General features: G+C 69.7%; 10 protein-coding genes and 1 tRNA gene. 7 read left to right on the forward strand and 4 right to left on the reverse strand.

The window, feature by feature from the left end; genetic code table 11:
• Positions 1-29 precede the first annotated feature (29 nt).
• Positions 30-105, forward strand: a tRNA-Thr gene (locus ACJ7VY_RS05120).
• Positions 106-173: 68 nt separating this feature from the next.
• Here the strand turns inward: ACJ7VY_RS05120 and ACJ7VY_RS05125 are convergent.
• The 3 genes from ACJ7VY_RS05125 to ACJ7VY_RS05135 are packed head-to-tail and all read right to left on the reverse strand — an operon-like array spanning position 174 to position 4,416.
• Positions 174-2,936, reverse strand: a complete 2,763-nt coding sequence (locus tag ACJ7VY_RS05125) for a TonB-dependent receptor plug domain-containing protein (protein WP_409476498.1) — start codon at positions 2,934-2,936, stop codon at positions 174-176.
• Positions 2,937-2,944: 8 nt separating this feature from the next.
• Positions 2,945-3,922, reverse strand: coding sequence for a FecR family protein (locus ACJ7VY_RS05130; RefSeq protein ID WP_409476499.1), 978 nt, complete (start codon positions 3,920-3,922; stop codon positions 2,945-2,947).
• The gene (locus tag ACJ7VY_RS05135; RefSeq protein ID WP_409476785.1) at positions 3,919-4,416 is read right to left on the reverse strand and encodes an RNA polymerase sigma factor; all 498 of its coding nucleotides are present in this window, start codon (positions 4,414-4,416) and stop codon (positions 3,919-3,921) included. The genes ACJ7VY_RS05130 and ACJ7VY_RS05135 overlap by 4 nt, the downstream gene beginning before the upstream one ends.
• Here ACJ7VY_RS05135 and ACJ7VY_RS05140 point away from each other — a divergent pair.
• The 6 genes from ACJ7VY_RS05140 (at position 4,300) to cyoD (ending at position 11,895) form a co-directional block, all read left to right on the forward strand.
• Positions 4,300-4,563: a hypothetical protein gene (locus ACJ7VY_RS05140; RefSeq protein ID WP_409476500.1), complete on the forward strand. Its 264-nt coding sequence runs from the start codon at positions 4,300-4,302 to the stop codon at positions 4,561-4,563. The genes ACJ7VY_RS05135 and ACJ7VY_RS05140 overlap by 117 nt on opposite strands.
• Before the next feature lie 125 nt (positions 4,564-4,688).
• The gene (locus ACJ7VY_RS05145) at positions 4,689-7,595 is read left to right on the forward strand and encodes an autotransporter domain-containing protein (RefSeq protein WP_409476501.1); all 2,907 of its coding nucleotides are present in this window, start codon (positions 4,689-4,691) and stop codon (positions 7,593-7,595) included.
• Positions 7,596-7,875: 280 nt separating this feature from the next.
• Positions 7,876-8,916, forward strand: a complete 1,041-nt coding sequence (gene cyoA / locus ACJ7VY_RS05150; protein ID WP_409476502.1) for a ubiquinol oxidase subunit II — start codon at positions 7,876-7,878, stop codon at positions 8,914-8,916.
• Positions 8,917-8,918: 2 nt separating this feature from the next.
• Complete coding sequence (gene cyoB / locus ACJ7VY_RS05155; protein ID WP_104938368.1) at positions 8,919-10,919, forward strand: cytochrome o ubiquinol oxidase subunit I; 2,001 nt, start codon at positions 8,919-8,921, stop codon at positions 10,917-10,919.
• Positions 10,916-11,554, forward strand: a complete 639-nt coding sequence (cyoC, locus tag ACJ7VY_RS05160) for a cytochrome o ubiquinol oxidase subunit III (RefSeq protein ID WP_054664219.1) — start codon at positions 10,916-10,918, stop codon at positions 11,552-11,554. Before cyoB ends, cyoC begins: the two co-directional genes overlap by 4 nt.
• Positions 11,554-11,895 carry a cytochrome o ubiquinol oxidase subunit IV gene (gene cyoD / locus ACJ7VY_RS05165; protein WP_054664221.1) on the forward strand — a complete coding sequence of 114 codons (342 nt, stop codon included), beginning with the start codon at positions 11,554-11,556 and terminating at the stop codon, positions 11,893-11,895. The genes cyoC and cyoD overlap by 1 nt, the downstream gene beginning before the upstream one ends.
• A gap of 202 nt (positions 11,896-12,097) precedes the next feature.
• Here the strand turns inward: cyoD and ACJ7VY_RS05170 are convergent, their stop codons facing one another.
• Positions 12,098-14,155, reverse strand: a complete 2,058-nt coding sequence (locus tag ACJ7VY_RS05170; protein WP_409476503.1) for a putative bifunctional diguanylate cyclase/phosphodiesterase — start codon at positions 14,153-14,155, stop codon at positions 12,098-12,100.
• Positions 14,156-14,259: the final 104 nt, after the last annotated feature.

Here is a 14,259-nt window from a genome sequence, read left to right on the forward strand (position 1 = left end):
GCCGGCCAGCCCCTACAATTCGCGGCTCCGCCGGAATAGCTCAGTTGGTAGAGCGGCGCATTCGTAATGCGTAGGTCGCAGGTTCGACTCCTGTTTCCGGCACCAGCATCGAACCAGAGGCCAGGCGTCCGCGCCTGGCCTTTTGTTTTGCCGCGCGTGCCGGCCGGCGGCGGTCAGTGGAACTGCAGGGTGAGCTGGAAATAGCGCCCCAGCGGATCGTCCAGGCCGGCGGACAGGCCGCCGTTGCCGGGCAGGTAGTTCACCGGCTGGGTGTCGAGCAGGTTGAGGACGTCCAGCGCCGCGGTCATGCGCGTGCCGATGCGGCGATCCAGGTGCAGGTTCCAGCGCAGCTGCGACGGGTTGCTGCACTGGTTGTTGCCGCGCTGCGCCGCCGGGCAGCTGCCTGCGGCCGGCCAGGCGCGGGTGCTGCCGGCATAGCGCGCATGCAGTGCACTGCCCCAGCGCGCGCCCTGCCAGTGCAGTGAGGCATTGGCCGCCGTGCCCGGGGTGGCGTGGCCACGCAGGTCGATCCAGCGGTTGCCGGCGCGCTCGCGACGGCGCAGCGTCTGCTGGTGGACCGCGTCCAGTGACAGGCGCCACTGGCCGGCGGCGGAGCTGCGCAGGTAGTCGCCGTGCAGCACCCAGTTGCGCGACACGGTGCGCCCGATGTTGTCGAAATACAGGCGCAGCGACTGCAACCGGCCGCGCTCGTCGAGCAACCAGGTATCCGCGTTCCAGCCGGCATCGGCCGGGCGCAGCGCCAGGATCTCGTTGCGCAGTTCGACGCGGTTGTGGGTGAGCGACAGGCTGAGTGCGGGCGTTGGGCTCCAGATGGCGCCCAGGCTCTGGTTGCGCGAGGTTTCGGCGCGCACGCCGGTGTTCTCCACCACCTGCACGTCCACCAGGCAGGCGCCATCGACGGGGTGCGCGCAGGCTGGCAGCGTGGGCGACCACGGCACGGCTTCGGCGCCGAAGTAGCCCGGTGGGCGGCGTCGTTCGAACAGGCTCGGCGCGCGGTAGCCGCGGCCGCCCGAGAACAGCAGCGACCACGCCGGCGAGGGGTTCCAGCGCAGCCCGGCGCGCGGCGAGAACGAGAATTCGCCGGCGTCGTGGTCCAGCCTTGCGGCCAGGTCCAGGCGCAGTGGCTCGGCCAGCGGCAGGCCCAGTTCGACGTAGCCGGCGTTGCTCTGGCTGGAAAGGCGCCGGCGGTCGGTGGGCAGGCCCAGCGCCAGTTCGCCGTCCTCGAGCAGCCGGTCCGGGCGCGAGGTCCAGGTTTCGTGCCGCAGGTCGATGCCCGTCGCCAGTTGCGCGGTACCGCCTGCCAGCGTGCCCAGGGCGTGGCGCACGCCCCACCACGCCAGCCACTGGTCGGTGCGGCCGCGGTTGCGGCTGCGCGGGAACAACTGCGCGCGCAGGGCCGGGTCCAGCGCGGTGAAGCCCGGGATGTAGCCGTCTGCCATGGCATCGAACAACCGCGCGGTGCGCACCGCGCCCTCGGTCGAGAGCGTGGTTTCGCTGCGCTGCCGGCCCAGCCCGGCTTCCCAGCCGCCATCGCCGCGGTCGCGGCCGATGCCGGCGGCAAGGTCCAGTTCGAGGCTGCGGACCGCCGGGCGCACGCTGCCGCCTTCCTGGAACACATGGTTGATCAGGCTGCCGTCGGCCAGGCGCAGGGCCGCCGCCGTCGGCCCCAGTTCGTAGCGCTGGCGGGCAAGGCTGGCGCGCAGTTCGGCATGGGCGTGCAGGCCGTTGCCCGCGTCGTGCCGCCAATGGCCGTAGGCGGCGGCGGTGGAGGCGGCGGGCTGCAGCGAGCGCGGGCGCGAACTGTCGTACCAGCAGCCGCTGTCCTCGCGCATGCCCGACGGGCACAGGTAGGCCGGCAGGTAATACCCGTCGCGGGTCAGCAGGCCGATCGGATAGCGCTGCCGTTCGCGGTGCCAGCCACGGCGGTCGCCGGCGACATGGTCGGTCCGTTGCAGGTCGATGCCGAGGAACCAGTCGTCGCCGGCAGCGCCATTGCCGGTGGCGGCCTGCACCCGGTACTGGGCGCCGTCGCCCTGGTTGCTGGTGCCGGTCTGCAGCATGGCCTCCGGGCCATCGGCGTGGTCGCGCAGCACGATGTTGACCACGCCGGCCATGGCATCGGCACCGTAGATGGCCGAGGCGCCGCCGCGCACCAGTTCGATGCGTTCGACAAAGCTCAGCGGCAGGCCGCCCAGGTCGGTGAGGGCGCCCTGCTGCAGCGACACCATGGGGTAGCGCGGCAGGCGCCTGCCGTTGACCAGGAACAGGGTGGCGCGCGGCCCCATCCCGTCCAGGCTGGTGGCCGCCGCGGCGCCGCCGGGCAGGTAGGGCGAATCGCCATCGCGCGCGCCTTCCACCGGCGGCCGCCCGTTCATGCCGGGCAGGTGGCGCAGCAGGTCGAACAGCGAGCCGTAGCCACTGCGTCGAATGTCGTCGCGCTCGATCACCTCCACGTTCATCGTGGTCTGCAGCGAGGTGCGCGGCAGGCGGCTGCCGGTGACGTGCAGCGGCGCCAGCTCGACCTCCGGCGCCGTCACCACTGGCGCGGCCGCCGCCGCAGGCGCAGCGGTGGGTTTGGGGACGGGGCGGGGCGCTGCCTGCTGGCGGCGTACGGTGAAGATGCCCGCCGGCGAGCGCGCCAGCCTGACCGGCAGTCCCTGCAGCAGGTGTTCCAGTGCGGCCACTGGCGGCAGCGTGCCCTCGACCCCGACGCTGTCCAGCCCGGCCAGTTCGCGGGCGTCGAACAGCAGCGGGGTGTCACCCTGTCGCGACCATTCGCGCAGGGCCTGCACCAATGGACCGCGCGCGACCCGGTACTCCACCTTCTCGCCCGCCGGCGCGGCCATGGCCGGCGACACGGCCAGCAACGCCAGGTACAACAGGGTCGGGCGCAGACGGTCGATCAGCGTACCCATTGCGCGGTTCAGCGCTCGCCGCGCAGCTCGAGCGCACCGTCGGCGCGCGTGCGCGCGCTGACCGACCAGCCCAGTTCCAGCGCGGACAGCAGCGCGGCCTGGTCGCCGGCGGCGAAGCTGCCGCTCACGGCCAGCGGCGCCAGTGCCGGATCGCCAATGACCAGCGGCGTGGTGGTGTAGCGGTTCATCCGCGCGATCACCACCGGCAACGGCGTGGCGTCGAACAGCAGCCGGCCCTGCGGCCAGGCCTCGGCCTGTGGCTGCACAAGCGCGCGGGCCGGCTCGATCCGGCCCGAGCGCAGCACCCGCAGCTGCTGCCCCGGGCGCAGCGCCGCGTGCATGCCCTGGGCACCGTGGCTGTCGACCTCCAGGGCGCCGTCGAGCAGGGCGATGTCGATGCGTCCATCGTCCAGCAGCTCGACCTGGAAGGTGGTGCCGATATCGCGCAGCACGCTGTTGCCCGCCTGCACCCGCATCGGTCGGGACGACGCCGCCACCTGCAGTTGCATCCGGCCCTGCTGCAGTTCGATGCCGCGCCTGCGCCAGCCGAACCGGGCGGTCAGGGTGGTGCGGGCATCGAGCACCACGACGCTGCCGTCGCCGAGCACCTGGCGTTGCGGGGCCAGGCCGCTGTTGACGTAGGTGTGCGGGGTGGGGCTGCCGTCGGTGGCCAGTACCCAGGCGGTTCCCACCGCCAGGCACAGCGCCGCGGCCGCGGCCAGCCCGAACAGCGGGCGCCGGTAGAGAGGGCGCCGGACCACGGCGCGCGCGCCGGCGCGCAGCCAGGGGTCATCGCGCAGCGTGGCCGCGCGCGCGTGCAGCCGTTCGGCCTCGGCCCAGGCGTGTACGCGCGCCGGATCGGCCGCCAGCCACTCCTCGAACGCCGCGCGTTCGGCGCGCGTGCAGTCGGCGGCATCCAGCCGTGCCACCCAGGCCGCGGCGCGCGCGAACAGCGCGTCGCCGGCCGCTGCATCGCGCCCGCTCATTCATCCCCGCCCATGCCGAACGCGTCGGCACCCAGTTCCCGGCGCAGCCCCTGCAGGGCCCGCGCGACATGCTTTTCCACGGTCTTGGCGGTGATGCCGCGGTGGCGCGCGATCTGGCTGTAGCTCATGCCGGTGATGCGGTTGAGCAGGTAGACCTCGCGGCAGCGCTCGGGCAGTTTCAGCAGCGCCTGGCGCAGCGCATTGAGCATCTGCCCGGATTCGGCCTGGCGCAGCGGCCCCGGCGTGGCGAACGGCGCCTCGGTCGGCAGGTCCTGTTCGGCCAGTGGCAGGTGTGGCGCGGCGAGCGGCGAACGGCCACGGTCGGCCAGGCGGTTGCGCGCGATCCGGTACAGCAGCAGCTTCAACTCCGTGTGTGGATGCCCGCGGTAACGGATCAGCCGCTCCATGCAGTCCTGCACGATGTCCTCGGCGTCCTCCTCGCCGGCGCCGCGCGCGCGCAGGAAGGCGCGCAGCGGCTCGCGCTGTTCGCGCAGAAACAGCGCAAAGCCATCGCCGGCGGGGGCGGCACCATCGACCGGGGCACGGGAAGCGGACAGTCGGGGGATCCGATGCGGAAGATGGCGGAGAGTGTACGCAGCGCGGCGCCGGTGGGCAGCCCGGGGGAATTCCGGGCGCCTTGATGAACGTGTTCATGTCCGGCGGACCGGGCGGCTGGGGGTAATGGGTGCCTCGTCGCGTTCTGCTGGGGTCCCGCAGGCGCGGGATGAGCGGGAATACCGCTGCAACCATGGAGAGAGAAGTGCGAATGAAACGATCGGTATTGAGTATGGCGCTGTCCGGACTGCTGGCCACCGCCGCTGTCGGTGTGGCCGGCGACGCGAGCGCGATGACGGTCCACGTCAACGGTGACCGCATCTTCCTGAGCGGCGACGTCACCCTGGCCGACATCGTGGCGCTGCCGGCGATGCTGGCCAAGGCCGAGGCCGAAGGGCGGCCGTTCCGCGAGGTGGTGCTGCGCACGTCCAACGGCGGCGCGCTGATCAGCGGCGAATGGCTGCAGGCGGTGATCCGCACCGCCGGCCTGAACACCATCGTTTCCGGCCGCTGCATCTCTTCCTGCTCGATCATGCAGTCCGGTGGCGTCGAGCGTTACATGGCCGGCGACCTGCCGACCGAAGTGGACTCGGTGCAGATCCACGCCGCCAGCTCCGGCGGCCGCGTGACCTACGGGCCGTCGCCGCGCATGTTCGGCATCTACACCGGCAACTACGGCGGCGGCATGGACGAGGGGCTGCTGTACAAGGCGCTGTTCGAGGTGACCCAGCCCAACGGCCTGCTGGTGTTCGCCGACCCGGCGCGCACCAACGGCGACTCGGTCAGCTTCGATCCGGACGGTACCGGCCGCGCGGAAGAGACCTTCCCCGGCCAGGACATGTTCAACAACAACATCATGACCTCGGCCGACTACCGCAACCCGGGCGACACCCTGCGGGTGACGTCCAACGTGACCGGCGACATCAATCCCGGCTACCTGCGTACCGGCCGGCTGCTGCAGGCGCTGGTGGACGACGATTTCGCCCGCTGGACCGACGCCGATTACGGCACCACCTACATCAACCTGGCCGTCACGATCTACAACCTGGCGCAGAACGGCCCCAACGGCATCGGCCAGTTCTCGCTCCAGGATTACCTGAGCGATCCGGGGATCCAGGCGCTGCTGGGCTCCAAGCTGCGGCTTGACCAGCTCGATGCCTCGGCCCTGGCCGACTCGGCCGGCGTGATCAGCATCGGCAACGGTGCGGTATGGCGGACCGCGGCCACCACCGGCGCCGACCTGATGCGCGTGGAGAACGGCACGATCGCACTGGAGGGCGGTGCCCTACGCACCACCGAGCTGCGCGTGCAGCGCGCCGGCGCGCTGGTCGGCCATGGCGACATCGGTTCGGCGACCATCGACTCGGACGCCATGCTCGGCATCACCGGGCCGTCGTGGCGCGAGGACGGCTTCAGCCGCGTGGTCGTCAATGGCCTGCTGATGCCGCGTGGCGGCGACCTCACCACCCATGGCTACGTCAACATCCAGCCGGGCTCGCTGGTGGCCTTCGACGTGACCGAGGCCGGCGGCGCGACCGCGGGCCGCCTGCGCGTGGGCGGGTTCTTCGACGGTGGCATGAACGAGGGCGCGCTGGTCGTGGCACCGGGCGCGCAGCTGGCGCTGAACGTGGCCGAGGGCTTCTATGGCGCCGACTACACCCGCGAGCTGATCGACGGCCCGATCTACATGGCCGGGGCCTACAAGGGCTTCCAGCAGGTCGCGCGCCTGGGCGATGACGCGTACAGCGCCAGCATCGTCGACGGCGAGGTGTTCCGCCCGCGCGCCAACTCGCTGCTGAGCTTCAACGTGCACCAGAGCGCCGATGGCCTGTGGCTGACCGCCAACACCGGCTTCGAGCAGACCGGGCTGTTCGCCAACACCCAGTCCGGCGATGGCCTGGGCCGCGCGCTGGCCGCGGCCGCCAACAGCGGTCGCGCCGGCATGAAGCCGCTGCTGGGCGCGCTGCAGTTCTCCGACCGCGACGTGATCCGGCAGCAGGCCGGTGCGCTGCGCGGCGACGCGCACGCCACCCTGCAGCTGGCCGACGCCGCGCTGGTCGACAGCATCGGCAACGTCATCCAGCGCCACCAGTTCGACATGCGCAGCAACGGTGGCGATGCCGATGGCCTGGCCGCGCGTGCGGCGCAGGCGGCGTCGGCGCAGCCGGGCATGGGCAGCAGCAGCCTGTTCAGCCAGCTGGCCATGCACCTGGTCGAGCCGGCCGCCAATGGCGAAGGCGAGGGCGGCATGCAGGGCGGCGACAGCCGTCGTGGCGTCGGTATCTGGGGCCGCGGCTTCAGCACCCAGGGCCGGATCAAGGCGCAGGGCGACGTTGCCGGGATGAAGCAGAACATCGGCGGCATCGTGGTCGGCGCCGACACTCGGGTGGCCGACGACAAGGTGGCGCTGGGCGTGAGCGTGGCCGCGGCCGACATGTCGGCCAAGGGCCGCGATGGTTCGGATTTCCACGGCGACGTGCGTGCCCTGGACATCGGCGGCTACCTGGACGCGGCCTATGCCAAGGGCTACGTGACCGCCTCGGTGCGCTATACCGACCTGCGCCACGACACCCGCCGCGGCATTGCCGGCATCGCCGGCCTGGACGCCCCGCTGCGCGCCAAGTACGACAGCGACGCGCTGTCGGCGCGCGTGGAGCACGGGCTGTCGTTCACCACCGCCGGCGGCACCGTGGTGCAGCCGCTGCTGCCGGTGGTCGACTACACCCGCCTGTCCAACGCCCGCTTCGACGAAGGCCAGGCCGTGGGCGCGCTGAGCGGCCGCAGCGGCAGCCTGGAGAGCCTGCGCGTCGGCGCCGGCCTGCAGCTGTTCAAGAGCTTCCATGGCAGCAACGGCGAGCGCATCACCCCGCACGCGCGGGTGCTGTGGCAGCAGGAGCTGGGCGATTCGCAGGCCCGCTTCACCTCGGCCTTCGCCGCGGCGCCGGACCTGACCTTCGGTGCGGCCAGCCAGGCCGTGGGCGAGCAGCTGCTGTCGTGGAACCTGGGCGTCAGCAGCCGCGCCAGCGAACGCCTGTCGGTGATGTTCGACTACGTCGGCGAGCGCCGCGACGGCCAGACCGTGAACGGCGTCATGCTGGGCGTCGGTTACCGCTTCTGACCCCGCAAGCCCCCCCGGTGGCCGGCGCCGGCCACCGGGAGGCGGCATGAATCCGCGCCCTGCGCGCGGGTGCGACAACATGTCGCATGCTGAATCGGGCTCCAGCTGCGCTGGATCATTGTCAATGCCTTTCTAAAGTGATGGGCGAAGCCTAGAATTGCCGCGCTGAATCCGGCAGTCCCGTATACGTTTTCCCCGGTGGTCCATCACCGGGTGGTCGTTTCGCGCAAGCGTGCAAGGGAGTGCCGGACCAGGCCCCCCCTCGCAATTGGATCGACCGATGATTCCGTTGAAATCACTTGGACGCAGCCTGCGTCCGGGCATGCTGCTTGTCCTGTCCGCGCTGTTGGCGGGCTGCGACGCGGCCATCCTCAACCCCAAAGGCCAGATCGGCCAGGACGAGAAGACCCTGCTGATCACCGCCACGGTGCTGATGCTGCTGGTCGTCGTCCCCGTGATCGTGATGACCCTGGCGTTCGCGTGGAAGTACCGCGCGTCCAATACCAAGGCCCGCTACGAGCCCAAGTGGTCGCATTCCACCGCCATCGAAGTGGTGGTGTGGTCGATCCCGTGCATGATCGTGCTGGTGCTGGCGGTGCTGACCTGGCGGTCCTCGCATGCGCTGGACCCGTACCGGCCGATCGAATCCGAGCGCGCCCCGGTGGTGGTCGAGGCGATCTCGATGGACTGGAAGTGGCTGTTCGTCTACCCGGAAGAGAAGGTGGCCGTGGTCAACGAGCTGACCTTCCCGGTCGATGCGCCGCTGAACCTGAAGATCACCTCCGACACGGTGATGAGCGCGTTCTTCATCCCCAGCCTGGGCAGCATGGTCTATTCGATGGCGGGCATGCAGACCAAGCTGCACCTGATCGCCAACGAGGCCGGTGCGTTCGAGGGCATGGCCTCGCATTACAGCGGCTCGGGCTTCAACAAGATGCATTTCACCGCGCATGCGGTGAGCGAGGAGCAGTACCGCGCCTGGCTGGACAAGGTCCGCGCCAGCGACAGGCTGCTGGACAAGGCCGCGTTCACCGACCTGGGCGCCGAGAAGAACCATGACTGGTATCCGGTGACCTATTACGGCCGCACCGAAGCCGGCCTGTTCGACTGGATCCTGGCCCGCCACATGGGCGACAACCACCACTTCGGCATGAAGAAGCACGACTCTGCGGCCGCGCCGCATGACGCCGCTGCGCACGCGGGCCATGAGGGCCACGAGGGCCACGACGCGGGCGACAGCCGGCCGAACGCTGCCGATGCCGCTGGACACAACGCTGACGAGCACGCCGCCCACGCCGGGCACGGCGCCTCGGGAGAATGACAATGCTGGGCAAACTGACTATCGAAGCGGTCCCGTACCACGAGCCGATCATCATGGTCACGCTCGGTGCCGCCGGGCTGATCGGCCTGCTGGTGCTGGGCCTGATCACCCGCGCCAGGCTGTGGGGCTACCTGTGGAACGAGTGGTTCACCTCGGTGGACCACAAGAAGATCGGCGCGATGTACCTGATCGTCGCCTTCATCATGATGCTGCGCGGCTTCGCCGACGCGATCATGATGCGCCTGCAGCAGGCCGTCGCCGCCGGCGGCGCCGAGGGCTACCTGCCACCGCATCACTACGACCAGATCTTCACCGCCCACGGCGTGATCATGATCTTCTTCGTGGCGATGCCGCTGATCACCGGCCTGATGAACCTGGTCGTGCCGCTGCAGATCGGCGCGCGCGACGTCGCCTTCCCGTTCCTGAACTCGCTCAGCTTCTGGCTGTTCGTGGCCGGCGCGGGCCTGGTGATGATCTCGCTGGGCGTGGGTGAGTTTGCGCAGACCGGCTGGCTGGCGTTCCCGCCCCTGTCGGGCAAGGAATACAGTCCCGGCGTCGGCGTGGATTACTACATCTGGGGCCTGCAGGTCTCCGGCCTGGGTACCACGCTGAGCGGCATCAACTTCTTCATCACCATCCTCAAGATGCGCACCCCGGGCATGAAGCTGATGCACATGCCGGTGTTCAGCTGGACCGCGCTGGTGACCAACGTGCTGATCATCGCCGCGTTCCCGGTGCTGACCGTCACCCTGGTGCTGCTGACCCTGGACCGCTACCTGGGCATGCACTTCTTCACCAACGACGGTGGCGGCAACGCCATGCTGTACATCAACCTGATCTGGATCTGGGGCCACCCCGAGGTCTACATCCTGGTGCTGCCGGCGTTCGGCGTGTTCTCCGAAGTCATCGCCACCTTCTCGCGCAAGACCCTGTTCGGCTACAAGGGCATGGTCTACGCCACCGCCTGCATCGGCGTGCTGTCGTTCATCGTGTGGCTGCACCACTTCTTCACCATGGGTTCGGGCGCCAACGTCAATGCCTTCTTCGGCATCACGACGATGATCATCTCGATCCCGACCGGCGTGAAGATCTTCAACTGGCTGTTCACGATGTACCGCGGCCGCGTGCACTTCACCTCGCCGGTGCTGTGGACCATCGGCTTCATGGTCACTTTCGTCATCGGCGGCATGACCGGCGTGATGCTGGCGATCCCGGCCATCGACTTCGTGCTGCACAACTCGCTGTTCCTGATCGCCCACTTCCACAACGTGATCATCGGCGGCGTGGTGTTCGGCATGTTCGCCGGCATCACCTACTGGTTCCCGAAGATGTTCGGCTTCAAGCTGGACGAGACCTGGGGCAAGCGCGCGTTCTGGTGCTGGTTCATCGGCTTCTACGTGGCCTTCATGCCGCTGTACGTGCTGGGCTTCATGGGCGTCACCCGCCGCCTGCAGAGCTATCCGAACGCCGACTACCAGCCGTACTTCGTGGTCGCCGCGATCGGTGCGTTCATCATCGGCGCCGGCATCCTGTGCCAGGTCATCCAGATCATCGTGTCCATCCGCGACCGCAAGAAGAACGTGGACCTGACCGGCGACCCGTGGGATGCGCGCACGCTGGAGTGGGAAACCGCTTCGCCGGTGCAGTTCTACAACTTCGCCGTGCTGCCCAAGGGCGAGGAACTGGATGACTTCTGGGAGCGCAAGCAGCGTGGCGAAGCCTGGCCGAAGCCGGCCCGCTACAGCGACATCCACATGCCGCGCAACACCGGCACCGGCGTGGTGATCGGCGCCTTCAGCCTGGTGTTCGGCTTCGCGATGATCTGGCACATCTGGTGGCTGGCCATCGTCGGCCTGGTCGGCATGATCGGCACCTTCATCTACCGCACGTTCGACAACGACGTGGATTACTGGGTGCCGGCCGCCGAAGTGGAACGCATCGAAAACGAACATCGCCGCCACCTGGAAGCGCAGGGGCTGGTGAAGACCGAGGTGAAGGCATGAGCACGACCGCCCACACGCTGAACCATGGCCACGCCGCGCACGCGGCGGACCATGGCCACGACCACGAGCACCACCACGACACCGGCGAGAAGACCATCTTCGGTTTCTGGGTGTACCTGATGAGCGACCTGCTCATCTTCGCCTCGCTGTTCGTCACCTACGTGGTGCTGGCCGGCGGTACCAACGGCGGCCCGGGCGCCAAGGAGCTGTTCGACCTGAAGTTCGTGGCCGGCGAGACCGCGCTGCTGCTGATCTCGTCGCTGACCTTCGGCCTGGGCATGATCGCCATGCACCAGAAGAAGGTCGGCCTGATGTTCACCTGGCTGGTCATCACCTGGCTGCTGGGTGCCGGCTTCATGGCCATGGAAATCTGGGAGTTCAACCACCTGGTGCACCAGGGCTACGGCCCGGACCACAGCGCCTTCCTGTCGGCGTTCTTCGCCCTGGTCGGTACCCACGGCCTGCACGTCAGCGCCGGCCTGCTGTGGCTGCTGGTGATGTTCATCCAGCTCAAGCGCAACGGCCTGACCCAGACCAACAAGACCCGCATGGCGTGCCTGAGCCTGTTCTGGCACTTCCTGGACCTGGTCTGGATCGGCGTGTTCTCTGTCGTCTACCTGTCGGGAGCCCTCTGATGTCCGCACATGACAACCACGCCCACGGTGCCGGCGGCGAGAGCCACGGCAGCGTCAAGTCCTACCTGATCGGCTTCGTGCTGGCGGCCATCCTGACCATCATCCCGTTCTGGGTGGTGATGAGCGGCGGCCTGTCCTCGACCTTCGCCACGGCGATGGTGATCCTGGTCTCCGGCCTGCTGCAGCTGCTGGTCCACCTGGTGTTCTTCCTGCACCTGGACCGCTCCTCGGCCGCGCGCTGGAACGTCAACGCCGGCCTGTTCACCGTGGTGGTGATCGGCATCATCGTCGCCGGCACGCTGTGGGTCATGTGGAACATGAACTACCACATGATGCACTGACGCCTGACGACGCCGTGACCGAAAAAGGCCGCCCCCCGGGGCGGCCTTTTCCTTTGCCGGGTGGCGGACGCCCGCGCCGCGCTGCGCGCGCAGTGCGGCAGCCGTTCGCGGCCTGTGCGGCTCGCGGGGGCGGCACCCCGACCCGGGCGTGCGTGGAAGGCGGGCCGCGGCGCCGGGCCCGCGCCGTGGACGACCCGCGCGCTCAGCCGGCCTGGCGCAGGAACGTCTCCGGGTCCATCGGCCGGCCGAGGTGGTAACCCTGCAGCAGGTCGCAGCCCAGCTGGTCGAGGAAGTCGCGCTGGGCCTCGGTCTCCACGCCCTCGGCCACCACCTGCAGCTGCAGCGAGCGGCCCAGCGCGACGATCGAGGACACGATGGCCGCGTCCTCGGTGTTGTGCTCCAGGTCGCGCACGAAGGCGCGGTCGATCTTCAACTCCGTGGCCGGCATGCGCTTGAGGTACAGCAGGCTGGAATAGCCGGTGCCGAAATCGTCGATGGCGATCTTCACGCCCATCGCGGTCAGCGTGTTGAGCCGTTGCAGGCTGTCCTCCACGTCCCTCATCGCCGTGGTCTCGGTCACCTCCAGGGTCAGGTGGCCGGGGGCCAGCGCATGGCGCTGGAGCGTGTCGCGCACCGTCTCCACCAGCCCCGGCGAGGCGAACTGCAGCGGCGACAGGTTCACCGCCATCGACCAGCCACCGTGGCCGGCATCGTGCCACGCGCGCAGCTGCGCGCAGGCGCAGTCGAGCACCCAGTCGCCGATCGGCAGGATCAGCCCGCTGCGCTCGGCGATCGGGATGAAGGTGTCCGGGCCGAGCAGGCCCAGTTCGGGGTGCTGCCAGCGCAGCAGTGCCTCGGCGCCGATCACCGGGTGGCCGCTGGCCGGGAACTTGGGCTGGTAATGCAGCACCAGTTCGTCGCGGGCGAGCGCGCGGCGCAGGTCCTGCAGCAGGCGCAGGCGGCGGCTGGCGCTGGCCTGCATGGCGGGGGTGAAGAAGGTGTAGCCGTTCCGGCCCGACTGCTTGGTGTGATACATCGCCGCGTCGGCGTGCGCCATCAGTTCGCGCTCGCTGGTGGCATCGTCCGGGTACAGGGCGATGCCGAGGCTGGCGCTGAGCTGCAGTTCGGCCGCCTCGATCACGAACGGCTCGGCCACGGCCGCGGTGATGCGCTCGGCCACCACCACCGCGTCGTCGGTGGTCTCCACGTCCAGCACCACGACGAACTCGTCGCCGCCCAGCCGCGCCAGGGTGTCCTGCGGCCGCAGCAGCCCGCGCACGCGCTCGGCCATGCGCACCAGCAGGCGGTCGCCGAACTGGTGGCCGTAGGCATCGTTGACCAGCTTGAACCCGTCCAGGTCGCAGAACACCACCGCCACCGCGGTGCCGCGCCGCTGCGCCTTCTCGATCGCCTGCTCGATGCGGTCCTGCAGCAGCATGCGGTTGGGCAGCCGGGTCAGCGGGTCGTGCAGCGCCGCCTCCACCAGTTCCTGGTTGGCGCGCGCCAGCGAGTCGGCCAGGCTGCCGGTACGCCGGTGCAGGCGCTTGTCGAACAGCGAGGCGATCAGGGTGATGCCGATGATGCCCAGGGTGGTGACCACCACCAGCACCGCCAGCCAGCGGGTCTCCAGCCCGCCGTCGACCACCGCGCCGCAGATGCTGCCGGGCGGGAAGTCGGCAGCGGCCATCCCGGTGTAGTGCATGCCGACGATCGCCAGCCCCATCACCAGCGAAGCGGCCAGCCGCAGCGGCCGCGTGTGGCGGCCTTCGCGGCGCAGGCGCAGGGCGATCCACAGCGCCGCGCCCGAGGCGCCGATGGCGACCAGGATCGACGCGCTGAACCACAGCGGGTCGTAGTCGATGCCCGGCTGCATGCGCATCGCCGCCATGCCCAGGTAATGCATGGCGGCGATGCCGCTGCCCATCAGCACGGCGCCGGCCAGCAGCCGCGGCCACGGCAGCTGCGGCCGCGACGCCAGCCACAGGGCATAGGCCGACGCCCCCACCGACGCGGCCATCGAATACAGGGTGATGGCCAGGTCGTAGCCGACCGGGATCGGCAGGTGGAAGGCCAGCATGGCGATGAAGTGCATCGACCAGATGCCCAGGCCCATGGCCAGGGCGCCGCCGGCCATCCAGCCATGCAGGCTGCGGCCGCTGGCCGTGGCCAGGCGCCCGGCCATGTCCAGGGCCGTGTACGAAGCCAGGATGGCGACCAGCAGCGAAATGACCACCAGGGTCGGGTTGTAGGTGCCAACCATGCGCGCAGCGTCCGCCGATTCGTGGCCAAAGAATGCACCAGACAACGGCATGCCGCCGTGCTTCTTTAGTCGTGCCGGTCGCATCGGCTGCGACGGCCGGCGGG

This window comes from Stenotrophomonas sp. Y-13 (assembly GCF_046267925.1).
GTDB lineage: Bacteria > Pseudomonadota > Gammaproteobacteria > Xanthomonadales > Xanthomonadaceae > Stenotrophomonas > Stenotrophomonas acidaminiphila_A.